Below are 26,392 nucleotides of genomic sequence, written 5' to 3'. Positions count from 1 at the left end.
CCTTACATTTGATCGCGCAACTCTCCTCCGGTTCACGACCTATGAGGACATGATAAATTGCTCCACTCGCTTGAGAAGTGTTTCAAGTAACCGTAGTGACCGGTATGTCTCTCCTGTGTACTCGAGGCTATGATTCATCTCCTTGACAATCTCGAGTTCGATCAAGGCCAGATGTTCAAGACGCTTCATTCTCTCATCTACATGATGTTGGTCCGCCGTTCCTATGAGAATCATCTGTTGTCCTTTATGAGACTGGATCGCTTCATATATGTCGTCTTGTTTCAACAAAGGTGTCAACCAAACGAGTTTGGCATCATGAAACACGTTTCGGGTGAGTTCACTTGCCATCGCAACCGTACCGAGCGATTTTCCGACGATGATGTATTGTTGAACGGAATTAGTATGTAGGATTTGATCGATGACGAGTCGAACATCATCAACAATCGCCTTATTTACATCGACTGAATCGTACCGCTCGTCGCGATAGTGATAGTTGACTTCGAGAACGTTCAACCCATTCTCTATGCACAATCCAGTCGTATAGCGAAACATTGGAGAATCATTTGTATATCCGTATCCGGGCAACAAAATCACGAGTGTGTCGGATGACGAATCAGGCTGCAGGTACGAATACGGGACGGGTATTCCGTTTTTCCCAATGACGTGATCATCTGTTACTTCATACATGCTGTCTCCTCAATTCTGTAAGAGCTGCGTTTCATGGTGATGAATCATCGTTCCAATGCTCTCTCCTTCGAGAATCCGATGAATGGCGTTCCGCTCCTTGAAGTCGAACAAGTGAATCGGCAAACCGTGATCTCTCGCGAGAAGCAATGCCGATTGATCCATCACTTTCAAATCATTCGAAATGACATCGTTATAGTGAAGGGTTTCATATTGACGAGCGTCCGAATCCAAACGAGGATCGCGGTCATATACGCCGGAGACACCGTTCTTTGCCACGAACAAGGCATCACATCCCACTTCGATGGCACGCTGAACAGCCGGATAGTCTGAAGAAACGAACGGTTGACCGTTACCGCCTGCAAAAATGACGATATATCCTTTTTTCAAATGATTGATGGCTCGAAGTTGAATGTACGGCTCGGCTACGCTCGGCATTGGAATCGACGTCATGACACGCACTTCTCGATTGGCATCACGTTTCAAGATGCCACGTAGCATCAATGAGTTCATGACCGTCCCGAGCGTCCCGATACTGTCAGCTTCCACTCGATTGATTCCCCATGCTTCTGCTTGATTCCCTCGGAAGAGATTTCCCCCGCCGACCATGACACATACTTCAACCCCGCTATTTGCGAGTGATAATATTTCTTCTGCAATCAGGCTAAGGCTCATTTCGTCAAAATTATCCGTTCCATCACCAGCTAGAGCGGCTCCACTTAACTTGATACAGATTTTTCGGTGTTCCATCTTTCCCCAACCCTTCATTTGGAATTTTTTGTTCAATTCAGTATAGAAGAGATTGTTTGATTGAACAACAGTATTCCATTTTGATTCAAAGGGACATTTTTTCGTATTCTTTGTAAGTCTCCTCAAACATATAAAGTCCACCGATCTCTTCGTCGATAAACGTATATAAAGAAATTTCAAATTCTAGAGGCGATGCTTCATTGAAACACTCTTTTACTCTAAGTAAGCCTTCTTTTATATATAGCTTTCCCTTTTCAATATTCTTGTTTGAGATATAGTACCGTCCAAGATCAAGATGGTAACTAGGAAATTCTGGGTACTCTGCAATCGCCTTTAACAGATACACTTCATACTGATCTGGACGTTCATAACCATGTAGATTGGCCATCGAATAGTAGAGGATCCCTTTTGATTTAGCATCCATTTTATTCAGCATCGACTCGATCTCTTCGATCTTTGTTTCGTCATATACTGGATAGACGAAAGTTGACTCAAGATATACGCCGAGGGCGAAGAAAATCGAATGCTCGGGAAACTTATCAAATGCTTCGAATAAGTGTTTGGAGGCACTCTCATAGTCTTCTTCCGGCGTATCCATTTCAGCACTAATGAGAGTCGTCCAGGCGATGAATTCGTCTGGGTACTCTCGGACTAATTTTCTGGCGGCACGTATTGCAAGGAACAGCTTCTTTGGCGATTGTGCCATAGTTTGTATCTTTTGGATTTCTTGATCAAAATTTATCATTTCCTCTGCCCCTTTAAAAATTTTCATCTATTAATCATTCTGAGAGGATGATTTGAATACCGTTCGGATCAGTTGAACTGATCGTACAATCACTCATCAGGTTTACATGCGTTAACTGTGTGTGATCCGATTCAGTTGCTACGATTTGCGGGACAGGACAATTGAATAATTGTTGCAATACATCTTCAAGACCTACCGTTTTCGTTTCAATATTCAATCGATGGATACGATTCTCAAAATGTGATTGAATAGCATCGAAATGGTGCTGCAGCTCGATTCGAAATCCGTATGGTGTATGGATGAACGTTCTTCGTTCATTTGACTGAACCGTCAACCCTATTTCCTCTGCTCGTTCTAACACATTCACTTTTTCCTCTTCAGATACTAAAAAACCAATATGATCAAACATCACTTTCTTTCCGTAACCGAAAGTGATATTCGTCGCTCCCCGCTTCATTTCAATGATTCTAAATTGAATGGACTGCTCCCTAAAATCGTCCCAGTCGAGTGGTGGACTAAAGGATTCGAATTCCCCATCCTTCTTTCCGATTCGTTGAGTTACTTGAAAACCGAGATTCGCATAAAATTTCTCCGTTTCTTCTACATGTGGTGTCCATAGATGATAATGAAATAGCATATTCTCTCCCCTTTTTGAATCAGTTATGTACATTCTATATTTTTTTAACCACTCTTCGTACGGAATCACATTAGCAGTTTCATCTGCGTTTGTTCCAATCAACATGATGAGTTCAAGCGAATTGCCGTCCGGGTCCTCAAAGTAGATGGCCGCATGCTCGTATGGAGCATTTGGAAGGACGAGTGGCTGCTGTTCCGGTGTCATCTTGAACGCAGTACGAATTTCAATTCCCTGATTCTCAAGCCATGCTTTGATCGCATCCAAATCCTGCTCCTCGATTCGAAAAGCGATGTGTCGGATTGATGGATGATACGGTAAATCGACTTGACCAGATTTCCATAGCCCAATCCAGCTCTCCCCTTTCATAATCCAAAGGAAAGCCAACTTTTCATTTTAGAATGCCAACTCTAATCCTAATTTCTCATAAAATCGAATTGATTCAGTTAAATCACTCACCGGCAAGTGCGCCTCGTATATTCCTTTTATCATTCATCGTATCCTCATTTCTACATTTATATTCATCCATATTTGTCCTTACTAGACATAGATTTATTGACAAATTACCATTGTAAAATTATTATAGATAATTCCATTATAGAACTAGAGAGGATGGAACGGGAAAAATATCCCGTGGGAATTTACGTTGTTGGCTGCAAAGCTGAATCTATCTTGAATGAAAAAATCGGTTAAAGGCTCATACATTAGACACAAAAAAAGACCGTAGATCATTCTACAGTCTCAAAGCTTAGGCTCCCATGATGGAGTCATGACGGGTCGTTTCCCATCCATACGCCACTTCTCGAAGCATCAATTCACCAAACTCTCGATCTTTCTGGTCGATGACCTGCCCTTGTTTTCGCTCATAAAATGTACGGAACGGATTCATCTCAAGTGCCCAGATCAAGAGCCCTGCCTCACACATCGATTGCACGGCATGTTCAAGGAGAGCGGACCCGATCCCGTTCCCTTGATGGTTCTCTAAAATATAAATAGCATACACTTCATTCGTGTGGTCTGGATACTCTCCTGTCCGCTCTTCTCCGTAAAGAACGAAGCCCACGATTTCGTCCTCGACAATCGCCACAAAGCCGGCTACTTCTTGCCGACGAAGGGCGGTCCGCAAGCGTTCTGCCCATTCGATGGAGCCGGATGATACTTTTAGCAAATACTCAGTCGGTACGATCCCCCGATAGGTCGTACGCCACCCGTTCACACGCACTCTCGCAATCCCATACACATCATCTGGTTTGGCGACTCGAATGTCCAATGTGACCCCCTCCTCACCCGAAGCTTTACAAATAGTTTACCACAAATCCCCAACTTGCAATCCGAGATTATGTGAATTTTGCACGGACATCGACAACAATAAAGACGTCACCTCTGGATAAAGGCGACGTCTCTTCTTACGTTATGCAACTTCTTTAGATTGGACTGGTGTCGATGTTGTTAACGGTTTTTTCAAGAACGAGAGGAGCAATGCTCCGACCACCGCACCTGCCAAGATGGCGAGTGCATAGAGACCCATACTCACAGCGACGTTTCCAGCTCCTTCAAGAAGTGGGAAGACGAAGATCCCACCGTGTGGCGCTGGTAATTGAATCGTGAAGAATGCGGATAATCCTCCTGCGATGGCAGATCCGAGAATCGCTGATGGAAGAACGCGAATCGGGTCCGCAGCCGCGAATGGGATTGCCGCTTCCGTGATGAACGAGGCTCCCATGATATAAGCAGTTTTTCCTGCTTCGCGCTCTTGTTTCGAGAACTTTTGACGAGCGAAGACTGTTGATGCGAGTGCGACGAGGAGTGGTGGTACCATCCCTCCAGCCATGACGGCTGCCATGACTTCTTGGTTACCCGCTGTAAGTGCTGCCGTACCGAAGACGTACGCTGTCTTGTTGATCGGACCACCCATATCGACTGCCATCATCCCACCGACGATGACACCAAGAAGGATGGCGTTCGCGCCACTCATACTGTTCAACGTATCCATCAACCATGTCATGAGTGCTGCAATCGGTTCATTGACGACGAGCAACATGACCATACCTGAGATAAATGATCCAAGTAAAGGATATAAGAGGACCGGTTTGATTCCTTCAAGTGAAGCTGGCAACTTCGCAAGTGCCTTTTTCAAGAAGAGGACGACATAACCTGCCAAGAAACCGGCGATGAGACCACCGAGGAATCCGGCGTTCCCTTGACTTGCAAGTACCCCTGCCACGAGACCTGGTGCGAGACCTGGGCGATCGGCAATCGACATCGCGATGAAACCGGCGAGAATCGGAACGAGGAAGCCGAATGCAGCTCCACCGATCGTCATCAACTGTGCTGCAAATTCATTGTAAGACGGGTCATCCGGGTTAGCAGAGTTGATGCCCCAGAAGAAGCTGATGGCAATCAAGAGACCACCTGCGACAACGAGTGGAAGCATCGCAGATACCCCGCTCATCAAGTGTTTGTACACGCCTGTACGTTGCTCTTTCGAAGCGCCACCTGATGTTTTCGAAGCCTCATATACCGGCGCATCTTGTTTCACCGCACGATTGATGAGTTCTTCAGGTTTCCGAATCCCTTGTGCGACCGGAACTTCGATGACTCGTTTACCAGCGAAACGATCCATTTCAACAGCCTTGTCCGCTGCGACGATGATCGCTGTCGCCCGGTCGATATCCGCACGTGTCAATTCATTTTTTACACCAGTCGATCCGTTCGTTTCGACTTTAATATCGACGCCCATCGCTTCCGCTTTTTGCTTCAAGCTATCTGCTGCCATATACGTATGAGCGATTCCTGTCGGGCAAGCCGTGACCGCTAAAATGAACGGTGCATCTTCATTCGTCGGTTTGACGACTTCCGGCTTCGCTTCTGCCGCTTCTTTTTCTTCGATGGCACGAATGACATCGCTTTCAGAAGTGGCTGCATAGAGACGCTCTTGGAATGCAGGGTCCATCAAGTAAACTGAAAGTTTAGAGAGTGTTTCAAGGTGTTCATTATTCGCGTTTTCTCCTGCCGCAATCATGAAGAAGAGGCGGCTCGGTTGTCCGTCTAACGCTTCGTAGTCGACTCCTTCCGACCGACCGAACGCGATTGCTGGCGTTTTGACAGCACTCGTTTTCGCGTGAGGAATGGCAATCCCTTCTCCGAGGCCGGTCGTGCTCTCGCTTTCACGTTTTAGGATTGCGTCGCGATAACCGTTGCGGTCGGATAGTTTACCAGCGCGATCGAGGACATCGACAAGTTCTTCGATGACCTCACCCTTAGAACTCGCGCGTAGATTCAATTGAATCGTGTCGCGTTGGAGCAAGTCCGTGATTTTCATGTTGTTTCCTCCATTCGTTTCAGTGGTGTGAGTTGTACTTGATCGATCAAGCGATCGATCTCTTGTTTTGAACATAGGCCGAATGTATAAGCAGATGCGCTTCCTGTCGTGACCGCGTATCGAAATGCTTCTTGTTCACCTTTTTCTTTCACATTCGCGACAAATCCGGCGACGAGTGAATCTCCTGCACCAACCGAGTTCACCAGTTTCCCGACCGGTGTGTTCGCTGTGACGGCTCCGTCTTTGTTAACAAGTAGTGCCCCGTCTCCCGCAAAGGAGATGATGACGTTTTTCGCCCCGCGTTTGACGAGCTGTTCGGCATATGGAAGAGCTTCTTCAAACGTTTCGATCTCGGTATCAAACAATTCACCTAATTCATGGTGGTTCGGTTTGATCATGAGTGGTTCGAGGGCGAGCACCTCGATCATGGCATCTTTCGTTGTATCGACGACAAAGTCGGCACCTTTTTCGCGAATCGATTCAGCAATGGTCCGATATAGCGAGTCTGGTAGGTTGCTCGGGATACTACCCGCGAGGACGACAATATCGCCTTCTTGAACTTGATCGAACTTGGCCGTCAACAGTTCGAGCTCGCGCTCTGTGATATTCGGTCCGCTCGCATTCAGTTCTGTTTCCTCTTTCGCCCGAATCTTGACATTGATCCGGGTGTTCCCATTCACCTCTACGAAATCGGTGTGTACACCGTGGTCTACGAGTGACTTTTTAATGAAGTCACCGGTCGTCCCACCGATGAAACCAAGCGCCTTCGTCTCTTGTGCATATTCCCGAAGAACGATGGAGACGTTAATTCCTTTACCGCCTGCGCGCTCCGTCGTCTCTTCGATTCGGTTCACTTCTCCTAGATGTACTTCAGGTAATGTTACGTAGTAATCAATAGAAGGGTTGAGTGTTAACGTGTAAATCATTTCGCATTCACCACCTTTGTGATTGTTTGGATGGAACTCATTGACTCACTGCTTGATGTGATCAACTGTGCGGCATCTATCGTCGCGACTCGGCTGAACGTTCGTTTCCCGATCTTCGATGCGTCCGCGAGTACGAACGAGGTTTGTGCCAATTCGATTGCCGTTTTTTTGACAAGCGCTTCTTCTGGGTCCGGGGTCGTGTAACCCGCTTCAAGGTCGATTCCATTCATTCCGAGAAAGGCGAGGTCGACACGATAATTCATCATGCTCTCGCGTGCGTTATACCCAACCAATGCCTGGGTGGAACGCTTTAATTCTCCGCCAATCACAAACGTCTTAATATCAAGATCAAATAATTCATTCGCAATCGGTAGACTGTTTGTGACGACGACAATTTTTTTTCCTTCTAAAAACGGAACCATCGCCTGAGTGGTTGTACCGGCATCTAAATAAATCGACATCCCGTCTTCGATGAACGTTGCGGCCTTCCGTGCAATCGCAACTTTTTCATCTACGAACCGGTCTCGCTTTTCTTCAAATGTCGGTTCCTCATCTGGAGTCGCAATGAGCGTTGCGCCTCCGTGAACCCTTGCCAGATACCCTTCCGCTTCAAGGTCCGTCAAATCTCGACGAATCGTCGACTCGGATGAATCAGTTAAATCAACCAATTCTTTTAATTTGACGACCTTCTGTTCAGATAAGCGTTGCAAAATCAACTGATGTCGTTGTTTCGTTAACATCTTGTTCCCTCCATACGTCTAATATAAAGCGTTTTCATTATAAAAACAACTAAAATCATTCAAAAACATTCATTTCCATTCAACTTGTCACAATTATAACATAAAAAACGGTCAATATATGACCGTTTTTTTGAGTTTATGAGTGTTTTTTTACCCATTCATCCAATTCTTGAACGAGTTTTGGATGAATCGGCGCATCGATCGCTTCTCGATACTCTTTATGCAACGTGAGAAGCGAATGGGGTGACTCCCGTTTCACGAGCAGATGATTCATATCATCGATGATCGATGAGGTGACCTCCCCTTTTGTTTGAATCATATGGACGTGTTCGGGTGGGACTTGGACATCACGTCCCCCCGTAATCGCAAGAACCGAGACGGTAACATGCTCCAACCGCTCTCGGACGTCATAGGATGCATGTTCTCGAATCCATTTCGCATTTACGACTTGACCTCGATATTTGAAAGACGAGACGTTTGTCCGTAAAGAGCGCTCTAACAAATCGTCCTGTCGTTGTCTGACCTTTTTGGCAACGCCCGTCAACCGATAGAAGAGACCTTTTATTCCCTTCACATGTTCGATGTCTTTAGCGAGTGCATCTGCTTGGTATAAGAACATCTGCTTGGACGCTTCATGGAAACCGGAAAGTAAGATCAGTCCATCCGCCTTCGTCTCAAGTTGAACGGCAGGAGCAAGGACGGCCCCTTCACTATGACCAAGTAGATATAAGCGATTCACATCGGCCAATTGTCGAATGGTGCGTACGACAAGAATCGCATCGTTAATCAAGTCATGTAATCCGACTTTGTTGAAGTCTCCATCTGACTTCCCGATTCCTTGTTTGTCATATCGGAACACGTTATATCCATGGTCATACAACGCTTCTGCCAGCTTGGCATACGTGTTAAATCCGACACCACCCATATTGCCGTCACGGTCACTCGGCCCACTTCCGCTCAACATGACAATCGTCGTCCGAGGCTCCTCATGGGAAAGAAAAGTTCCTGCAATCGTTCCATATGTTGTCGTAATTGTCATCTCTTGTTTCATCGTATCGCCTCCATTACTATCATACCCGAAACCGACATCTAAAAAAATATGTCGCCGTCTTCTCAGACAGCGACAATGATTAGGTCAGTCAGTTAGCCAATTGTGCATCCAATCGACCGCACCCGTTACTCCATCTTCCGACAGCCGTTCGAACGTATCTTTCTCCGTGAACACATGCCAACTTCCTTCTAATGAATCACTCAACATCAAATAAGGGATTCCTGCTTCATCGTAAGCGTCACCCGGTGAACTTGCTAACGAACGTACTTCTAGTTCAGCGAATGGCGCCCGTTCTAGTACTGGATAGGATTTCATCCCTTTCGTCCGAACGTATAGTGGACCATCACCAGTCCCAAGAATATCGAGCATGACGACCGTTTCCACTTTTTCTTTTTGCTCCCCTAGCCGTTCAAGGAAATCGTCACTCGCTTCTCTAGAGTCGCCGTTTCCATTCAAAAAGACATATCGAATCGTATAGTCTGGCATTTCCTCGTTCATCACCTGCATCAGATGATATAAGACCGTAGACGGACCGACGGCAGACAAATAATGGGCTCCGTGCCAGGAAGAATCGAGTCGTGACATGAGAATGATCTCCCGTTCCGATTTTCCTTGTTGGACAAACTCGACATATGGGATCTCTTCACGATAAGGTTTGACTCGAATCATTTCCCCATCCTTCAGTTGTTCAGCCGTATCCAAGTCTACCCCTGTACCATCTAACTTCATATAGGATGACGTGAAAACGAAACCCGTCTCATATGGGTCGTCTTCATAAGGGGTGATCAGGTATCCTGCAGCTCCTGCAGATGCGAGCTCTGACAAGTACGCGTTCGCTTCCTGGTCATTCAAAACCTCACCTGCGTAATCGACGGTATACGCATCCTCGATGTTGTCATATGAAAACTTTGTTGTCGGTAAGACGACCACTTTTTCTTTCACATCCGGAATGTCTTGTCCCCACGTCATATGTAGAATCGTACCTTTGAACGGTTGATCAAACGTCATCGATGAAAACCCCTCATACGTTTCGTCCCCCACTTCAATCTCAGTCCAGCCGGTTATCCGTTCTGTGTAAAGGAGGTTTCGATCCATGTCGATAGGTAACTCGGTTCCGAATGATTCAAAAAAGTCGGCACTCTCCCAACTATCCGCATTTCGATCAACTGATGAAATATATTCCGCGGTCTCGAGCGGCGTCGAATAAATTGGATTGAAGAAAAGAACAACTGTCGCGATTGAACGCAACAAACTAAACACGATGATCATGACACGATCTCCATTCATCAATAAATTGCTATGTATACCATTTTTTATTATATACAGCTATTTATGGTCTGACTATTCAATTTTTTATAAATTTAAATATAATTTTAGAAACTGAATGTCATATTCCGACCACAAGAAAAGCCCGTTCGAGTTGAACGGGCCCCTTGTAAATTTTGAAGCTTATACGCCTTCGTATGCTGCGTACATGATTTCTTTCAATTCTTCAACGAGCGGCATTTTCGGGTTGGCCGTCGTACATTGGTCTTCGAATGCGTCGACTGCCATCTTGTCGATCTTCGCATCGAGTTCTGCTTTCTTGATGCCTTGCGCCTTGAACGAAAGTTTGATGTTCAAGCGTTGACCGAGCTCGATGATCGCTTGGACGAGTGACTCGACACCTTCAGCTGTCGTGCTTGCTGGAAGTCCGAGGTAACGCGCGATTTCTGCATAACGTTCGTCTGCGATGAATGACTCATATTTCGGGAACGCCGCAAGTTTCGATGGGCGTGTCGCGTTGTAACGGATGACGTGTGGCATGAGAATCGCGTTCGTACGACCGTGTGGGACGTGGAACTCTCCACCGATTTTGTGAGCGATCGAGTGGTTGATACCGAGGAATGCGTTCGCAAACGCCATACCCGCCATCGTTGAAGCGTTGTGTACTTTCTGACGAGCTTCCGCATCGCTACCGTTTTCATACGCTTTTGGTAGGTAGTCGAAGATCATCTTGATGGCGCGGAGGCAAAGTCCGTCTGTGTAATCATTCGCCATGACGGAAACATATGCTTCGATTGCGTGTGTCATGACGTCCATTCCTGTATCAGCCGTGATTGAAGCTGGAACGGTCATGACGAACTCAGGGTCGACGATGGCGACGTCTGGTGTGATCGCATAGTCAGCAATCGGATATTTCACGTTACGTTTTTTATCTGTGATGACAGTGAACGGTGTCACTTCAGAACCTGTACCAGACGTTGTCGGGATGGCGATAAACATTGACTTGTTACCGAGTGTCGGGAACTTATATGTCCGTTTGCGAATATCCATAAATTTCTGGCGTAGATTCGAGAACTTCTCTTCTGGACGTTCGTAGAAGAGCCACATGCCTTTCGCAGCATCCATCGGTGAACCACCACCAAGTGCGATGATCATGTCTGGTTGGAAGTGACGCATTGCTTCGGCACCGTTCATGACCGTTTCAACAGATGGATCCGGTTCGACTTGGTCGAAGATGCGGTACTCGACACCAGCCGGCAAGTTTTTGATGACTTTGTCAGCGAATCCGAGTTTGACCATCATTTCATCTGTGACGATCATCGCCCGTTTTTTCGTTGTGAGCGATTGAAGATATTGTACTGAGTTTTTCTCGAAATAGATTTTTTCAGGTACTTTGAACCATTGCATATTCACGCGACGTCTCGCCACCTTTTTCACGTTGAGTAGATGTTTCGCCGTCACGTTTTCTGAGACGGAGTTTTTACCGTAAGACCCACAACCGAGCGTAAGGGATGGTGTCATTTCGTTATAAAGGTCACCGATTCCACCGTGTGCTGAAGGTGAGTTGACGATGATGCGGCAAGCTTTCATACGGAGACCGAACTCAAGGATGGCATCGTCATCTGTTGAGTGGATGACAGCCGTATGACCGAGACCACCAATCTCGAGCATTTTTTCAGCGATTGCGAATCCTTCTTCACGTGATTGAACTTTATACGCACCGAGAACCGGGCTTAATTTTTCGTGAGAGAGAAGTTCCGTTGCGCCAACTGTTTCAAGCTCTGCAATCAAGATCTTCGTATCCGCTGGTACTTTGAGACCTGCCTGTTCAGCGATCCATGCTGCCGGCTTCCCGACGATTTCAGGGTTGACCGCACATGTATCTGTTCGAATGACGAGTGTTTCAAGTTTTGCTTTTTCTTCTGGTGAGCAGAAGTAGCAACCTAGTGCCGTCATCTCTGCTTTCACTTCTTCATATACTTCTTGATCGACGATGATCGCTTGTTCAGACGCACAGATCATTCCGTTGTCGAACGTTTTTGAAAGGATGACGTCTGAGATGGCACGTTTCACTTTCGCAGTCTTATCGATATAGGCTGGTACGTTACCAGGTCCGACACCGAGTGCTGGTTTACCAGTCGAGTAAGCCGATTTGACCATCGCTGCCCCACCCGTCGCAAGGACCATCGCTACACCAGGGTGGTTCATGAGCGCTTTCGTCGCATCGAGTGACGGAACTTCAACCCATTGAATCAAGTTTTCAGGAGCACCTGCCGCCACTGCTGCGTCACGGAGGACACGAGCCGCTTCGCTTGAACATTGTTGCGCTGATGGATGGAACGCGAAGATAATCGGGTTACGTGTCTTGATGGCGATGATCGCTTTGAACATCGTTGTCGATGTTGGGTTTGTGACCGGTGTGACCCCAGCGACGACACCGACTGGTTCCGCGATGTATGTGATTCCGTTTTGAACGTCATCTTCAAGGACGCCTACCGTTTTCTCACCACGGAGTGAGTTATAGATATATTCTGTCGCGAAGATATTTTTGATCATCTTGTCTTCAAAGACACCGCGACCTGTTTCTGTATGTGCTAATTTCGCGAGTGTGACGTGTTGCTCGAGTCCCGCAAGCGCCATCGCCTGTACGATGTGATCAATTTTCTTTTGGTCGAACGTCATCAACGTATCGAGTGCCTTATGCGCACTTGCTACGAGCGTGTCCACCATTTGTTCTGCCGTTGTTTCCACTTTTGCTTTCTCTTTGACTGCCATGTTAGGTTCCTCCTCATAAGTGAGAGCTTTTTATGAACATATTGACTTGATGGAAGCACATTGTGATGACTGTTTTTAGAGATTGTGCTTTCCTTCACATTCATAGAATACAATGTTTTTCAGGTTTTGTGGGTGACAAGAATGTGAACTCTTTCACAATATTTTTTTATCTGTTATTGATAGCTCTTGATTTTTGTATGCGTCCTCAGTAAAATCGAATTCGTTTTCATGAAAATATATCAAACCTTCAATGTAAACGCTTACATATTTTGTGTCGATTCAATCTCTACTATGATGTATCAATCATCACATCAACCCGTTTTTAGGTTCAACTGCACCTAACTCGTGTATAATGAAAATAGAACCTAACTAGGAAGTGAATCTATTATGCCGAAACAAGATGCAGCGGACCAGTTTGTCAAACTGATTCCTTTAATTCGTCGTAAATTGTTACGTCGATCTGATTTTCCTCAAATTCTAAACCTGAACTTCTCTCATTTCCATCTATTGATGTTGATTGAGGACGAGGGGGCTGTCACGAATGGACGAATCAGCGAGACACTCTCCATCGCGCCACCGAACGTTACCCCGCTCATCACGAAATTATTGAACGAGGGGTATATCACGCGGGTGCCAGACGAGCGGGATCGCCGCGTGATTTGGAATCAACTGACCGAGGAAGGTGAACGAATCTTACTTGAGCGCAGAGACTCATTCCGTAGACTATTCGAGGAACGTCTCGCCTTTTTGAATGAGGACGAAACTGATCGACTCATTGAGAGTTTGAAGACACTTACAGAGATTGTCGAGAAGATGGACAAAGGTGACAAGTAAAACTTTTCTCGTCAATTCCCACAACTTCTTATATAATCTGTAATGAATCTACGTACAAATGGAAAGAGAGATGACATGTAATGGGTCGTAAATGGAACAACATTAAAGAGAAGAAGGCGTCAAAAGATGCGAACACGAGTCGCGTCTATGCGAAGTTCGGTCGCGAGATTTATGTGGCCGCTCGTCAAGGGGAACCTGATCCTGAGTTGAACCAGTCATTAAAATTCGTTGTGGAACGTGCGAAGACGTATAACGTGCCCCGGGCGATCATCGATCGTGCCATCGACAAAGCCAAAGGTGGCGATGAGGAAAATTTCGATGAACTTCGATATGAAGGGTTTGGTCCGAATGGTTCGATGGTCATCGTCGATACATTGACGAATAACGTCAACCGTACGGCTTCAGAAGTTCGTGCCGCTTTCGGTAAAAACGGAGGCAACATGGGAGTCAGTGGCTCGGTCGCATATATGTTCGATGCAACTGCCGTCATCGGTGTCAATGAAATGTCGGCAGATGACGTCCTCGAACTCATGATGGAACATGACCTTGATGTGCGTGATGTTATCGAGGAAGACGAGACGGTCATCGTCTATGCAGAGCCAGAAGCGTTCCACGCCGTTCAAACTGCATTCAAGGCTGCCGGTGTAGAAGAGTTTGCCGTTGCGGAATTGACGATGCTCCCGCAGAACGAAGTGTCACTCGATGACGCTTCGCAAGAACAGTTTGAAAAACTAATCGATGTGCTCGAAGACTTGGAAGATGTGCGCCAAGTGTATCATAACGTCGAAATGTAACACGTAAGCGATAACTTTCACGAGTTATCGCTTTTTTTCATATTCGATTTGACAAGGGTCACATCATATGTTAAATTTCAAAAAGTCTTTATCATATTAAAGTGATACCAAGAGAAAGAAAACGCGAAAGGTGTTGGATCGATATGAACGCAGTATTACTTGCAGTCATCGTCTTATTTGCGCTCGCCATCAGCCGAGTGCACATTGTATTATCATTAATCTTAGCGGCGCTTGTCGGAGGGCTTGTTGGAGGACTTGGGTTCAACGATACGTTGACCGCCTTCAGTGACGGTCTTGGTGGTGGAGCGAGCATCGCACTCAGCTACGCGCTCCTCGGCGCATTCGCTGTCGGGTTATCGAAGACGGGGCTTCCGGATGTCTTAGCTGAAAAATTGATTGCGATGTCAGGTCGTGACGTGTCAGGCAAGCGTGTGATGTACGTCAAAGCATTCCTGTTGTCACTCATCTTATTGTTATCCATCAGCTCTCAAAACGTGCTTCCGATACACATCGCCTTTATCCCGATTGTGATTCCGCCGTTACTCGTACTGTTCAATGAGTTGAATGTAGACCGTCGTCTCGTAGCGATCATTTTGACGTTCGGTCTTGTGACACCATATATGTTGTTACCTGTCGGGTTTGGTGGGATTTACTTGAATGAGATTCTCATCGCAAACGTTGAAGCAAACGGCTTGACTGTCGGAGACGTCAACATCATCTCGATCATGGGTATCCCGGCATTAGGGATGGTCGTCGGATTGATAGCGGCGTTCATTCACTACCGGAAACCGAGAACGTATGACACGATTGCACTCGGACCAACTGATTATGAAGTACGTCAAATGAGTGGTTTGAAGATGATCATGACACTCGCTGTCGTTCTCATCGTCCTCATCGTTCAATTGCAGACCGAGTCGATGATCGCCTCTGCGGTGACTGGTTTGATCTTGCTTTCAATCTTCCGCCTGATTCCATGGTCTGAGGCAGATGATATCTTCACAAGCGGCATGCGCATGATGGCATTCATCGGGTTTGTCATGATCGCCGCAAGTGGATTCGCTGCCGTCATCCGCGAGACAGGTGCGATCGAACCGCTCGTCAACGGAGCGAGCGATTTGATGGGTGACTCTAAACTCATTGCCGCTCTAGTCATGTTGCTCGTCGGCCTTGTCATCACGCTCGGAATCGGTTCAAGTTTCTCGACCGTTCCAATCATTGCTGCGATTTTCGTCCCGCTCTGTGTACAATACGGGTTCTCAGTCGAGGCGACCATTGCCATCATCGGGACTGCAGGAGCGCTTGGGGACGCAGGTAGCCCAGCGAGTGACTCGACACTCGGACCTACGAGTGGATTGAACGCTGACGGTCAACACGATCACCTACGTGAAACGGTTTGGCCAACGTTCTTACACTACAATATTCCACTCATCATCTTCGGTGTGATTGCGGCGATGGTGCTTTGATCATTTTTTCCGTCGTGAATAAATGGTTCCTAATAAAATGAGGATGAGAATAAACCAGATTCCCGTATACATGAGGATTTCCGTGAACATAAAACTCCTCCTAAACAAAAGATAAGGAGCGACGGCTGTCGCTCCTTTTTATGATGAGGTTTTTAATTCGGTCTTGCAAGTATCGAGATACGCATCGACGACCTCTGCTACTTCTCGTCCTTCACGAATCGCCCATACGATCAAGCTTTGCCCTCGCTTGGCATCCCCCGCGACAAAGACGTTTTCCGTTGCCGTCTGGAAATCTTTCGTCTTCTCGACACCGATTATCCGCAACTCGTGCTCTGGTCGTTCAAATCCAATGGCGACGAGGATCAAATCCGCCGGATACGTCTCTATTGAATCTTCCTCTACGAAGAAGGTTGCCTGACCATCCGGGTTGACGACTTTCGTCATCCGTTCCGTTTCAATCCCTGTGACACGTCCTTCTTTCGTGACGATTTGGTTGGAGCGAATCAAATACGTTCTCGGGTCTTTCTCATAGATCGCGAGTGATTCCGCATACGCATAATCCGTCGTAAGCGTGTCCGGTTGAAGTGGCCAAGGTTTCTCTGGTGCACGAAGCAACCCTTTTGACGGGTGCTTCCCAAACTGAACGACTGATTTTGCACCTTGACGGATTGCTGTCGCCACACAGTCGGCTCCTGTATCTCCACCCCCGATGACGATGACATTTTTGTCTTTGGCGTCATGTTCTGGTGATCGGGTCGTTCCTTTTCGCTCGTACATCGATGCCGTCAAATAATCCATCGCCATTTCAACACCACGTGCATCATCCCCGTCAATCCCGAGCGTGCGCTGTTTCTGAGCGCCTGTCGCGAAAATCACCGCATCGTATTGGTTCCGAAGCGCCTCCACTGTCACATCCGTACCGACCTCAATGTTCGTCTGGATGACAATTCCCTCTTGTTCGAGCAATCGAATACGACGTCTCACGACATCCTTATCCAGTTTCATGTTCGGGATTCCGTACATGAGTAGCCCTCCCGGTTCATCCGCCTTCTCAATGATGGTGACCGAATGTCCGAGTTGGTTCAGTTGGTCGGCAGCTGCCAATCCAGCCGGCCCACTTCCGATGATGGCGACTGTCATCCCGCTTCTTCGATGAACCGGTCTTGGTTTCACCCAACCTTCTTCAAACGCCCGATCGATGATGGTTCGTTCAATCGATTTGATCGCAACCGGATCTTCACTGATTCCGAGTGTACAAGACCCCTCACACGGTGCGGGACAAACTCGACCCGTAAACTCCGGGAAGTTATTTGTCTCCATCAATCGGTGATACGCTCCCATCCAGTCCGATTTGGTCACAAGCTTGTTCCACTCCGGGATATAGTTGTGAATCGGGCACCCAATCGTCTCTTGTCCAATCATATCCCCGACATGACAGAATGGAGTGCCACAGTCCATACAACGTGCAGCCTGCTGTTTGACGGATTCGTCATCCATTCGTGTTGCATATTCTTCATAATCCTTCACTCGCTCATCCACAAGACGCTCAGGTAGTGTGGACCGTGCGATGTTTAAAAAGTTATGTTTCATGCGTTACCCCCCTCAGTCACAACCCGGAACAATTCAAGTGCTCGGTCCGCTTCGCTCAATTCCGGTCGATTCGCCTCGATTTGACGCATAACGTCCAATACATTCGCATAATCTCGAGGAACGACCTTTACAAAGTGAGAGCGAGCTTGTTCGAACGACTCTAAAATAGTCCGTGCTTTAACACTGTCTGTATGAAACTGATGCGCTTCGAGAAGTGCATAAATTTGTTCCATATCTTCATCGTTCAATTCTTTTACGACGGAGACGAGCTCCTCGTTGACGAGTCGATCGTACGCTTGATCCCCATAAAGATATGCGACGCCACCTGACATGCCGGCTGCAAAGTTCCGTCCGACATCACCGAGGACGAGAACCGTTCCCCCGGTCATATACTCACATCCATGATCGCCGACTCCTTCGACGACTGCCGTCGCCCCGGAATTTCGAACGGCAAAACGCTCGCCGACGTGACCGTTAAAGAAAGCTTGTCCGCTCGTCGCTCCGTACAAGCAGACGTTTCCGGCAATCATTTGTTTACTTTCATCAAACGGTGCATGTTTTTCAGAGATCAATGCTAATTTCCCACCGCTCAAGCCTTTCCCGATATAATCGTTGGCATCCCCGATGACGGAAATGGTGATCCCTCGTGGTAAAAATGCTCCTAGGCTTTGTCCGGCTGATCCACTGAGGCGAAGCGAAATGGTATCATCCGCTAAACCGACCTGACCGTGAACTTTCGTCACTTCAAACCCCAACTGCGTCCCGACGGCGCGATCGGTGTTTCGGATGCGACCAACGAAGAAGGTCGGTTGCAACGAGTTGATTGACCGTGAGACTGCCGGAATCAATTTTCGGTGATCATAGGAACGGTATGCCGGGTGAGCGACTTCTTCACGCTCAGGAAGTGGTGTCGGCATCGAGAGCATCGGTGCTAAATCTAACCGTTTTGCTTTCGGATGTTTCGTCTTCCATTCACTTTCTTCGAGAAGATCCGTTCGACCAATCACGTCGTCTAATGATGTCACACCGAGTGATGCTAAAATTTCTCGTACTTCTTCTGCCAAGAACGTCATCAGGTTGACGACGTGTTCTGGTTTCCCCATAAATTTCTGACGAAGCACAGGGTCCTGTGTCGCCACACCGACCGGACACGTATCTAAATGGCATGCACGCATCATAATACATCCAAGGACGACGAGTGGCGCTGTCGCAAACGCAAACTCTTCCGCCCCGAAGATGGCAGCTAGGACGATGTCTCGCCCCGTCATGAGCTTTCCATCCGTCTCAAGTGTGACTCTCCCCCGTAACCCGTTCAACGCGAGCGTTTGATGCGTCTCTAAGAGTCCAAGTTCCCAAGGAAGACCTGTGTGCTTGATTGATGTCTTTGGAGAAGCACCGGTTCCACCATCATATCCACTGATGACAATCGTATCGGCATTCGCTTTCGCGACACCGGCTGCAATCGTCCCGACGCCTGACTTCGAGACAAGTTTCACACTGATTTTCGCCTTAGGATTCACATGCTTTAAGTCAAAGATGAGTTGGGCCAAGTCCTCAATCGAATATATATCGTGATGTGGAGGCGGTGAGATGAGTCCAACCCCCGGAACGGATCCACGCACTTCGGCGACCCATGGGTACACCTTATTTCCAGGAAGTTGGCCACCCTCACCCGGTTTTGCCCCTTGCGCCATCTTGATTTGAATTTCATCGGCATGGTAAAGATATTCTGCCGTCACCCCGAATCGTCCGCTCGCGACTTGCTTGATGCGGCTGATGCGTTCGTTTCCAAACTCATCCGGGACGAAGCGGGCCCGGTCTTCCCCGCCTTCTCCAGAGTTACTTTTCGCACCGATCTGATTCATGGCGATAGCGAGCGTTTCATGCGCCTCTTTCGACAAGGACCCAAATGACATCGCGCCTGTCTTAAAACGGCGAACGATCGACGTGACTGGCTCTACTTCTTCGAGCGGGACAGGACGTTGTGTTTTAAATGCAAACAACTGTCGAATGAACTGTCCTGATGATTCATGCAGCTTCACATAAGCATCATAATATTTACGTTCATTCTCACGACAGGCACGTTGCAACAAATGAATCGTCTTCGGATTGAATGCATGTTCTTCTCCGTCTGCACGCCATTGGAAATCACTTCCCGCCTCGAGCGGACGATTCGTCGCATAGGCGGACGTATGGAGTGTTCTCGCTTCGTTTTCAAGTTCTTCAAATCCGATTCCAGACAGTTGGGACGTCGTTCCCCTGAAATGCGTCTCAATCAAATTGCAATCTAATCCGACGGCTTCGAAAATTTGGGCCCCACGGTAGCTTTGAATGGTCGAGATACCCATTTTCGACATGATTTTGACGATGCCTTCGACAACTGCTTTTTGATACGAGCGAATGGCCTCTTCAAATGAATGCGCAATTTGTTTACGTTCGACTAAATCTCTTATCGTCGCATAGGCTACGTAAGGATATACCGCATCTGCCCCATACCCAATCAAGGTCGCTGCCTGATGCACTTCTCGAACTTCACCACTCTCACAAATGAGACTACAGTTCGAGCGCAAGTTCTCTCGAATCAAGTGTTGATGAATCGCACTCAGTACGAGAAGAGACGGCATCGCAATCCGTTTATTACTGACGAGACGGTCAGATAGGACGATCACGTTCGCACCATTTCGTACAATCTGGCTGACCTGTTGCAAAAGGGCTTCAAGCGACGCCTCTAAATCATTTGTAAACGTCGTATCGACTCGTTCGAGCTTGAGCTTCTCGGCAAGTTGCTTGAGGGTTGCCCCATCAATCATCGGATGATTCAACCACACACGTTTCGCGTGACCTCGTCCAGTATGGACCGGATTTCCTTGCGGACCAATCCAAGTAAACGTAGCCGTGACAATTTTCTCCCGTAACGCGTCGATTGGCGGGTTGGTCACTTGCGCGAAGTGTTGTTTGAAATAATGGAACAAGGAACGGGGCCGCGTCGAGAGCACCGCAATTGGTTGGTCATGCCCCATCGAGCCGATTGGATCTTTTTCGTCTTTGATTAACGGAACCATATACTGTTCAATGTCTTCTTTCGTATATCCAAACGCACGTTGCACACGTCCGAGTTCAAGTAGTTCTTCTTCAACGACCTCTCGATCCTCAATGGTCATCATCTGCTTAAGCCATTTGTGATAAGGCTCTGACTTCGCAATCGTCTCTTTGATCTCATGATCAGGAATCAATCGCTTTTCAATCAAGTCAATCAACAACAACTGTCCTGGTCTTAGACGTTGTTTGGATTTGACGTTCTCTGCGTCAACCGGAATGACTCCTGTTTCAGAGGAGAGAATCAATTCCCCGTCCAATGTTTCGACATAACGCATCGGACGCAAGCCGTTACGATCTAAAATAGCTCCGATTTGCCTTCCATCTGTGAAGACGACTCCAGTCGGTCCATCCCACGGCTCCATGATGGATGAATGATACTGATAGAAGTCGCGCTTGAACGGTTCCATCTTTCCTTCGACAAATGGTTCAGGAATCAACATCATCGCCGTGTGGGCGATCGAACGACCTGTTCGTGTGAAGAATTCAAAAGCGTTATCGAGCATGGACGAGTCGCTCCCATCCTCTTGAAGCACAGGGAACAAGTGTTGAACGTCTTCGAATAAGTCTGTTGACGTGACCCCTTCCCGTGCTCGCATCGCATCGATATTTCCACGAAGCGTATTGATTTCCCCGTTATGGACTATCATGCGGTTCGGATGAGCTCGTTCCCAAGAAGGGAACGTATTCGTCGAGAAACGAGAATGGACGATGCCGAACGTGCTTTTATAGTGAGGAGATTGCAAGTCCAAATAGAATGCGGCGATTTGATTTGGCGTCAACATCCCTTTATATACGACCGTTCTCGTTGACAGGCTTGCGATATATAGGCGTAATGATTCGACTTTTTCGATTTTTCGACGAAGTTCATAGAAGACGCGTTCATTCGCATCCTCGTCTAGGAATGGACATGAGATAAACCATTGATAGATGACCGGTTGTGTGACCCGCGCATGTTCCCCGATTTGCATCGGGTCGACAGGTACTTCGCGCCATTCGATCGTCGAACAATCCAGTTCATCCGCCATCCGTTCCATCAACGTGATCTTTTCGTGAAGCTGATTCTCAGACGGCTGAAAAAAAACCATTCCGACAGCGTAACGACCGAGTGACGGAAGGTTCATGGTTTGCGTAAACAATTCGTGTGGAATCTCAGTCATGATACCCGCCCCATCACCAGCATCGATGACACCTTCTCCTCCTCGGTGCTCTAAATTACATAACATGGAGAGCGATTTTTGAACGATTTCATGTTTCTTTAGCCCATGTAGATTGACGTAAAGTCCAATCCCACACGCATCTTTCTCAAATTTTGAGTCATACAAACCAACTCGACTCATATCATCGACCCCTTTCACTCACAGTTTCGTAATTAACATTTTGTTCTAAATATTCTGAAAAATCAAGTGAGTTGCATGCATTTTTGCATAATAGAAATCTCATTTAGTCATATTGAAAGCGTATACATGACTGTTATCAATGGATTTATCGTTTTTAGTTATGTTCAATAAAGAATAAATATCCATAAATATTATTTATTTATAGGTTCTTCAGAACATAAAAAAGGATATCCTGAAGATACCCTTTTCTTGATTATTGTTCTACTGTTTTACGCGGATGATGTAAAAACGATTTCGGACGTTTCCACAAAATCAATCCGATATACCCAATCGCAAGCAATGCGAGGGCGCTGACAATCACAACATAGAGTGTGCCTTCTTCGATTCTCGCAAATATTCCGATATATGCCCAGACGAATACGAGTGGATAGATGAAATCATGATGCCACCACATAAAGAGAAGGGCAAGAATCACACCGACCATCAGCATAAGAGAGGTCCAGGCGAGTTCATCAAGACCTAACAGCGACGTGATCTGTTTCGTCTTCATCACAACGAACGTGTTGACGATGGTCGCGACTGATACCCAGCCGATGTAGATGGAGAACGGGAACCGATCGAGCCAGCTCGTAGACGTCCGAAAAGCGATATAATACAACCAGCACAGCGTAGCCAGGAACAACACCATGATGACAAGTGAGACGACGAACCATTCGTTCGTGAATGCCAATAGCCATAAACCATTCAGCACGCAAGAGACTAAAAATCCGGCTTTCATCCGCTCGGCTTGACGATTCGCCGTCGTCCCTTTCTTCAACTGGAGCACCAGCCAGACAAGTAACGCGACATAGATGACACCCCAAATCGAGAAGGCGTACCCTGCCGGCTTAAAGTAGATATCGATGCGGTCCGAAACCGCCGCGTTGTCGCCGCTCGCGAAATAGTTGATGACGACGGTCGCTAAAAAAGCAACCCAGTTTACAATCGGCCATTTTGATAAGTCCATAAGCACGATCTTCTAAATGAAGATCAAACACCTCCTTTTGTAACATAATATTAAATACCCGCATCCATGTGACTCTACACGTACAAAGGGGCTCGCATATGCGAACCCCTTCTCCATTAAAAGTCGATTTCGTCTGGATCTGGTCCGAGACGTTCTCCTGTCGCCACTTGATCGATCTTCGCCAAATCGTCCGCATCGAGTGAGAAGTCGAAAACATCAAAGTTCTCACGGATTCGATGTGGTGTCACCGATTTCGGTAGCGCGACATGACCGGATTCAAGGTGCCAACGGAGCACAATCTGAGCCGGTGTCTTCCCATGTTTTTCTGCAATTTCAGAAAAAGCAGGGATGTCTAAAAACTTACCTTGCATGAGTGGACTCCACGCCTCGATCTGAATCCCTTCATCTTGGCAGTAATCCAACAAATCAGGTTGCGGGAGTTGTGGATGAAGTTCAACCTGATTGATGAGTGGCGCCATCAGACCGGCTTCTTTCAATGTTTCTAAATGGTGTTCTTTAAAGTTGGATACACCGATTGCTTTGATTTTTCCGGCTTCATATAAATCGATGAGATCTTTCCACGCATCGACGAACCCATCAACCGGCCAATGCAACAGACAAAGGTCCAAATAATCTGTCTGGAGTCGTTTTAACGAGTCTTCGAATGCCTCTTTCGTTTTGCCTTCACGAATGTCATCATTCCAAATCTTCGACGTGATGAACAATTCAGAGCGGTCTACACCTGAGAGATGAATTCCCTTCGCAACGCCCTCTTCATTTTTATAGATTGCAGCCGTATCGATGTGACGATAGCCTGTTTTGATCGCTTCAACGACAGCAGCTGGCGCCTCGGTTTCATTATCGACCTTCCAGACCCCAAAGCCGATCATCGGAATTTCGACCTTATTTCGTAATGTAGCGTAAAGCATCTCATTCATCCCCTTTTCATTCTAACGAGATGATTGTATCATACCCGACAATTTATTTCGGAAAACTAAATCGTCAAATCTTTTCGGGTGAATCGGAAGAACGAGAGTGCTGAAAAGATAGTCAAGAGACCGAGTAACCAGATGAAATGGATGCCCCAATACTCCTCACGCATGATGGCACCTGCGTCAAAGAGAGAGAAGAATGAGAGGTTTGACATCCAATCGAATTGATCGCTCACTCCTTGGATGATATTCATCACGAGAAAGAACGTGAATATCCCGCCCGTCACCATATAGGATTTACTACTATCATCGAATAGACTCGCAATCACATAAGCGGCCACGCCTAGGACGAGCAACATGAGCGCCCCATTCAATTGAAGCATCCACAGAACCGCATAATCGATTTGTAAATCGAACAGAAGGTCCGCTACCATTAAACTTAATCCATTCAGACCGACAAATAGCCCGACTGCCACAATCAACACAACGAAGCTTGACATCACATACGTGACCCGAGAAATCGGTGCTGCCATATACAACATGATTTCTCCTGAATCGACCGGTTTGGCCAAGAGTTTCGAGGCGAAAGTCAATGCGAATAAAGCCGCGAGCACGTAGAAAATCAACCCATAATAGTTGCTCGACAATAGATTGAGAACGTTGTCCATCGCCATCGACGCGTTGATTTGGAAGACGTCGAGAAGCTCAGGTGGCAACGATTCTAATTTCGCCTCAATTAAGCCTGTTTCTTGAATAGATGGGAAGATGGCGGCTAAGAAAAAGAGATATACGCTGGTCCCGATTGAATATCCAAGAATCCAACTGCGATTCTGTTTCAACATGGAGCGAATTAACATGTCATGTCGCCTCCCCGTAATACTGCATGAACAAATGTTCGAGCTCGTCTGTACCGCTTGACAATGATTGAATCTGGAAATCCGCCAACGTTCGAATGAGATGGTTCAACTCTGATGGTGTGGAGATGGTGACCTCGACATGCATGCCGTTCCGTTCACCAGAATCGGCCGCGAATCGAACGGCTTCCGCTTCCGTTGAAAATTCGATTCGATACCGTTTCACGCTATGTTGTCGTAATTGTTCCATATCCTCTTCGATGATGATGCGTCCATCTTTAATCAACGCGGCACGGTCGCACGTCCGCTCCATCTCAGGGAAATGATGAGAACTCATGAGAATCGCTTTCCCTAATTGCTTTTCTTCAATTAACCAATCGACTAGACGCTCTTGCATGAGCGGGTCTAATCCGCTCGTCGGTTCATCCAAAATATAGACGGGCACATCTTTCATGAAGCAGGTGATGATAGCAAGCTTTTGCTTCATCCCTTTTGACATCTTCCGTACTTTCGTCGCCTCATCGAATGAAAACCGTTCACGTAATTGCCGTTCACGATCCGGATTCGTTTTGTGCAGATGGCGCGTCAATCGAATGATTTCTTCCCCTGTCATGTTTTGGGGATAATTAATTTCTCCCGGCAAATAGCCGACGCTTTGCTTCACTTGCTCCGTCTCCTGCCAACAATCGAATCCGTTGATAGTCGCCTTGCCTTCACTCGGCTTCAACAGACCCATCAAATGTCGAATCGTTGTGGATTTCCCAGCGCCGTTCGGTCCGATGAATCCGAAGATTGTTCCTGGTGTCACTTGAAGGGATACATCAAAAATGCCATGTGTATCATCAAATCGTTTCGTCAATCGCTGAATCCGAATCATCTCGACCCCTCCTTTTTTGTAATATCTTAACAATATGATTACAAAACTAGTATATCATGTTCTTTTTTGAAATGGAAATGGTATATTGATTACAAAACTAGAGAAAGGAGCGCTTCGATCAATGGATGGATTTGCGAAACGCACCGAAGAAAAACAACAAGCGATCTTACGTGCCGCTTATGACTTGATGACAGAGAAGCAATCCCGATTTAAAATCAGTGAACTAGCGAAACGAGCGCATGTATCCCCTGTATCCATCTATAATTACTTCGGTTCAAAAGACCAGGTCATCGTGGAAATCTTAAAGCAAATGACAGAAGAGCAGATGAGTTGGATTGAACAGGCGATTGAGTCGAACGCTCCCTTCGATGCGTTACTCGTCGAGATCCTAAAACGAAAAATCCAGACGGCGGTTCTCTTTGACGAGACCATCACAGCAATGATTCAACAAGACCCGAACTGGGAACAGCTTGCGACTCGAGGATATACTGCTTTCGCCCGGTTGATTGAATACGGGAAGGCCCAAGGGTCAATCGATTCGACGTTATCCACTTCTTCTTATTTACGCTATGTACAATTCATGCAACAGGCTATCCTGTCCGATTCTCAGTTTTCAATCGAGAATATGAAGGAAACGATGGACGTCTACTTTCATTTCTTTTTGAATGGGGTCATGAAACGGTAAAAGGTGACTGTCTCAAGCAAGCAGACAG

Annotated in this window: 21 protein-coding genes; 4 read left to right on the top strand and 17 right to left on the bottom strand. The window is 46.9% G+C overall.

The window, feature by feature from the left end; genetic code table 11:
- Nucleotides 1–39: 39 nt before the first annotated feature.
- The 11 genes from KNO70_RS10460 to adhE form a co-directional block, all read right to left on the bottom strand.
- Nucleotides 40–687: an alpha/beta family hydrolase gene (locus tag KNO70_RS10460; RefSeq protein WP_214812491.1), complete on the bottom strand. Its 648-nt coding sequence runs from the start codon at nucleotides 685–687 to the stop codon at nucleotides 40–42.
- Nucleotides 688–696: 9 nt separating this feature from the next.
- Complete coding sequence (gene pyrH, locus KNO70_RS10455) at nucleotides 697–1,434, bottom strand: UMP kinase (RefSeq protein ID WP_214812489.1); 738 nt, start codon at nucleotides 1,432–1,434, stop codon at nucleotides 697–699.
- Nucleotides 1,435–1,519: 85 nt separating this feature from the next.
- Nucleotides 1,520–2,206 (bottom strand): tetratricopeptide repeat protein, encoded by a 687-nt coding sequence (locus KNO70_RS10450; protein WP_214812481.1) that lies wholly within the window; start codon nucleotides 2,204–2,206, stop codon nucleotides 1,520–1,522.
- A 7-nt stretch (nucleotides 2,207–2,213) separates the two neighbouring features.
- Complete coding sequence (locus KNO70_RS16155; RefSeq protein WP_251030095.1) at nucleotides 2,214–3,182, bottom strand: VOC family protein; 969 nt, start codon at nucleotides 3,180–3,182, stop codon at nucleotides 2,214–2,216.
- 379 nt (nucleotides 3,183–3,561) lie between these two features.
- Nucleotides 3,562–4,083 carry a GNAT family N-acetyltransferase gene (locus KNO70_RS10435; protein ID WP_012726215.1) on the bottom strand — a complete coding sequence of 174 codons (522 nt, stop codon included), beginning with the start codon at nucleotides 4,081–4,083 and terminating at the stop codon, nucleotides 3,562–3,564.
- Between the two features lie 141 nt (nucleotides 4,084–4,224).
- The gene (locus KNO70_RS10430; protein WP_214812479.1) at nucleotides 4,225–6,135 is read right to left on the bottom strand and encodes a PTS fructose transporter subunit IIABC; all 1,911 of its coding nucleotides are present in this window, start codon (nucleotides 6,133–6,135) and stop codon (nucleotides 4,225–4,227) included.
- Nucleotides 6,132–7,061 (bottom strand): 1-phosphofructokinase, encoded by a 930-nt coding sequence (pfkB, locus tag KNO70_RS10425; protein WP_214812477.1) that lies wholly within the window; start codon nucleotides 7,059–7,061, stop codon nucleotides 6,132–6,134. Before pfkB ends, KNO70_RS10430 begins: the two co-directional genes overlap by 4 nt.
- Nucleotides 7,058–7,801 carry a DeoR/GlpR family DNA-binding transcription regulator gene (locus KNO70_RS10420; protein ID WP_214812475.1) on the bottom strand — a complete coding sequence of 248 codons (744 nt, stop codon included), beginning with the start codon at nucleotides 7,799–7,801 and terminating at the stop codon, nucleotides 7,058–7,060. Before KNO70_RS10420 ends, pfkB begins: the two co-directional genes overlap by 4 nt.
- Nucleotides 7,802–7,937: 136 nt before the next feature.
- On the bottom strand, nucleotides 7,938–8,852 hold the full coding sequence (locus KNO70_RS10415) for an alpha/beta hydrolase (protein ID WP_214812473.1): 915 nt from the start codon (nucleotides 8,850–8,852) through the stop codon (nucleotides 7,938–7,940).
- An 84-nt stretch (nucleotides 8,853–8,936) separates the two neighbouring features.
- Nucleotides 8,937–10,121 carry a zinc-binding metallopeptidase family protein gene (locus KNO70_RS10410; protein WP_214684369.1) on the bottom strand — a complete coding sequence of 395 codons (1,185 nt, stop codon included), beginning with the start codon at nucleotides 10,119–10,121 and terminating at the stop codon, nucleotides 8,937–8,939.
- A gap of 180 nt (nucleotides 10,122–10,301) precedes the next feature.
- Nucleotides 10,302–12,893 (bottom strand): bifunctional acetaldehyde-CoA/alcohol dehydrogenase, encoded by a 2,592-nt coding sequence (gene adhE / locus KNO70_RS10405; protein ID WP_214812471.1) that lies wholly within the window; start codon nucleotides 12,891–12,893, stop codon nucleotides 10,302–10,304.
- A 387-nt stretch (nucleotides 12,894–13,280) separates the two neighbouring features.
- On the opposite strand from adhE, the gene KNO70_RS10400 reads away from it, so the two are divergent.
- From KNO70_RS10400 to KNO70_RS10390, 3 genes are all read left to right on the top strand, one after another.
- Nucleotides 13,281–13,727, top strand: a complete 447-nt coding sequence (locus KNO70_RS10400; protein WP_078146836.1) for a MarR family winged helix-turn-helix transcriptional regulator — start codon at nucleotides 13,281–13,283, stop codon at nucleotides 13,725–13,727.
- An 80-nt stretch (nucleotides 13,728–13,807) separates the two neighbouring features.
- Nucleotides 13,808–14,521: a YebC/PmpR family DNA-binding transcriptional regulator gene (locus tag KNO70_RS10395; protein ID WP_012726206.1), complete on the top strand. Its 714-nt coding sequence runs from the start codon at nucleotides 13,808–13,810 to the stop codon at nucleotides 14,519–14,521.
- 143 nt (nucleotides 14,522–14,664) lie between these two features.
- Nucleotides 14,665–15,984 (top strand): Na+/H+ antiporter family protein, encoded by a 1,320-nt coding sequence (locus tag KNO70_RS10390; protein ID WP_214731379.1) that lies wholly within the window; start codon nucleotides 14,665–14,667, stop codon nucleotides 15,982–15,984.
- Between the two features lie 138 nt (nucleotides 15,985–16,122).
- On the opposite strand, the gene KNO70_RS10385 is transcribed toward KNO70_RS10390, so the two are convergent.
- The 6 genes from KNO70_RS10385 to KNO70_RS10360 all read right to left on the bottom strand — a co-directional run bounded on the left by KNO70_RS10385 (nucleotide 16,123) and on the right by KNO70_RS10360 (nucleotide 25,679).
- The gene (locus KNO70_RS10385; RefSeq protein WP_214812469.1) at nucleotides 16,123–17,574 is read right to left on the bottom strand and encodes a glutamate synthase subunit beta; all 1,452 of its coding nucleotides are present in this window, start codon (nucleotides 17,572–17,574) and stop codon (nucleotides 16,123–16,125) included.
- Complete coding sequence (gene gltB / locus KNO70_RS10380; RefSeq protein WP_214684373.1) at nucleotides 17,571–22,010, bottom strand: glutamate synthase large subunit; 4,440 nt, start codon at nucleotides 22,008–22,010, stop codon at nucleotides 17,571–17,573. Before gltB ends, KNO70_RS10385 begins: the two co-directional genes overlap by 4 nt.
- Nucleotides 22,011–22,263: 253 nt before the next feature.
- Nucleotides 22,264–23,016: a tryptophan-rich sensory protein gene (locus KNO70_RS10375; RefSeq protein WP_214812467.1), complete on the bottom strand. Its 753-nt coding sequence runs from the start codon at nucleotides 23,014–23,016 to the stop codon at nucleotides 22,264–22,266.
- A 116-nt stretch (nucleotides 23,017–23,132) separates the two neighbouring features.
- Nucleotides 23,133–23,945 carry an aldo/keto reductase gene (locus KNO70_RS10370; RefSeq protein WP_078146830.1) on the bottom strand — a complete coding sequence of 271 codons (813 nt, stop codon included), beginning with the start codon at nucleotides 23,943–23,945 and terminating at the stop codon, nucleotides 23,133–23,135.
- 65 nt (nucleotides 23,946–24,010) lie between these two features.
- Nucleotides 24,011–24,805, bottom strand: coding sequence for an ABC transporter permease subunit (locus tag KNO70_RS10365; protein ID WP_214812461.1), 795 nt, complete (start codon nucleotides 24,803–24,805; stop codon nucleotides 24,011–24,013).
- A gap of 1 nt (nucleotide 24,806) precedes the next feature.
- Nucleotides 24,807–25,679: an ABC transporter ATP-binding protein gene (locus KNO70_RS10360; protein WP_214812459.1), complete on the bottom strand. Its 873-nt coding sequence runs from the start codon at nucleotides 25,677–25,679 to the stop codon at nucleotides 24,807–24,809.
- A 121-nt stretch (nucleotides 25,680–25,800) separates the two neighbouring features.
- Between KNO70_RS10360 and KNO70_RS10355 the strand changes: the two genes are divergently transcribed.
- The gene (locus KNO70_RS10355; RefSeq protein ID WP_214812457.1) at nucleotides 25,801–26,364 is read left to right on the top strand and encodes a TetR/AcrR family transcriptional regulator; all 564 of its coding nucleotides are present in this window, start codon (nucleotides 25,801–25,803) and stop codon (nucleotides 26,362–26,364) included.
- The last annotated feature ends 28 nt before the right edge of the window (nucleotides 26,365–26,392 follow it).

It is taken from the genome of Exiguobacterium sp. s181, from assembly GCF_018617125.1.
Classification (GTDB): domain Bacteria; phylum Bacillota; class Bacilli; order Exiguobacteriales; family Exiguobacteriaceae; genus Exiguobacterium; species Exiguobacterium profundum.
Note: the sequence above shows the minus strand (reverse complement) of the source record. Positions and strands in the feature narration are given on the sequence as shown.

What these genes read in the sequence shown, in the direction of transcription:
- KNO70_RS10460 (WP_214812491.1), bottom strand. Translation starts at nt 687, where the DNA reads ATGTATGAAGTAACAGATGATCACGTCATTGGGAAAAACGGAATACCC.
- KNO70_RS10370 (WP_078146830.1), bottom strand. Translation starts at nt 23,945, where the DNA reads ATGCTTTACGCTACATTACGAAATAAGGTCGAAATTCCGATGATCGGC.
- KNO70_RS10360 (WP_214812459.1), bottom strand. Translation starts at nt 25,679, where the DNA reads ATGATTCGGATTCAGCGATTGACGAAACGATTTGATGATACACATGGC.
- KNO70_RS10420 (WP_214812475.1), bottom strand. Translation starts at nt 7,801, where the DNA reads ATGTTAACGAAACAACGACATCAGTTGATTTTGCAACGCTTATCTGAA.
- gltB (WP_214684373.1), bottom strand. Translation starts at nt 22,010, where the DNA reads ATGAGTCGAGTTGGTTTGTATGACTCAAAATTTGAGAAAGATGCGTGT.
- KNO70_RS10355 (WP_214812457.1), top strand. Translation starts at nt 25,801, where the DNA reads ATGGATGGATTTGCGAAACGCACCGAAGAAAAACAACAAGCGATCTTA.
- KNO70_RS10395 (WP_012726206.1), top strand. Translation starts at nt 13,808, where the DNA reads ATGGGTCGTAAATGGAACAACATTAAAGAGAAGAAGGCGTCAAAAGAT.
- KNO70_RS16155 (WP_251030095.1), bottom strand. Translation starts at nt 3,182, where the DNA reads ATGAAAGGGGAGAGCTGGATTGGGCTATGGAAATCTGGTCAAGTCGAT.
- KNO70_RS10415 (WP_214812473.1), bottom strand. Translation starts at nt 8,852, where the DNA reads ATGAAACAAGAGATGACAATTACGACAACATATGGAACGATTGCAGGA.
- KNO70_RS10450 (WP_214812481.1), bottom strand. Translation starts at nt 2,206, where the DNA reads ATGAAAATTTTTAAAGGGGCAGAGGAAATGATAAATTTTGATCAAGAA.
- pfkB (WP_214812477.1), bottom strand. Translation starts at nt 7,061, where the DNA reads ATGATTTACACGTTAACACTCAACCCTTCTATTGATTACTACGTAACA.
- KNO70_RS10410 (WP_214684369.1), bottom strand. Translation starts at nt 10,121, where the DNA reads ATGATCATCGTGTTTAGTTTGTTGCGTTCAATCGCGACAGTTGTTCTT.
- KNO70_RS10365 (WP_214812461.1), bottom strand. Translation starts at nt 24,805, where the DNA reads ATGTTAATTCGCTCCATGTTGAAACAGAATCGCAGTTGGATTCTTGGA.
- KNO70_RS10390 (WP_214731379.1), top strand. Translation starts at nt 14,665, where the DNA reads ATGAACGCAGTATTACTTGCAGTCATCGTCTTATTTGCGCTCGCCATC.
- adhE (WP_214812471.1), bottom strand. Translation starts at nt 12,893, where the DNA reads ATGGCAGTCAAAGAGAAAGCAAAAGTGGAAACAACGGCAGAACAAATG.
- KNO70_RS10400 (WP_078146836.1), top strand. Translation starts at nt 13,281, where the DNA reads ATGCCGAAACAAGATGCAGCGGACCAGTTTGTCAAACTGATTCCTTTA.
- KNO70_RS10430 (WP_214812479.1), bottom strand. Translation starts at nt 6,135, where the DNA reads ATGAAAATCACGGACTTGCTCCAACGCGACACGATTCAATTGAATCTA.
- KNO70_RS10385 (WP_214812469.1), bottom strand. Translation starts at nt 17,574, where the DNA reads ATGAAACATAACTTTTTAAACATCGCACGGTCCACACTACCTGAGCGT.
- KNO70_RS10375 (WP_214812467.1), bottom strand. Translation starts at nt 23,016, where the DNA reads ATGGACTTATCAAAATGGCCGATTGTAAACTGGGTTGCTTTTTTAGCG.
- pyrH (WP_214812489.1), bottom strand. Translation starts at nt 1,434, where the DNA reads ATGGAACACCGAAAAATCTGTATCAAGTTAAGTGGAGCCGCTCTAGCT.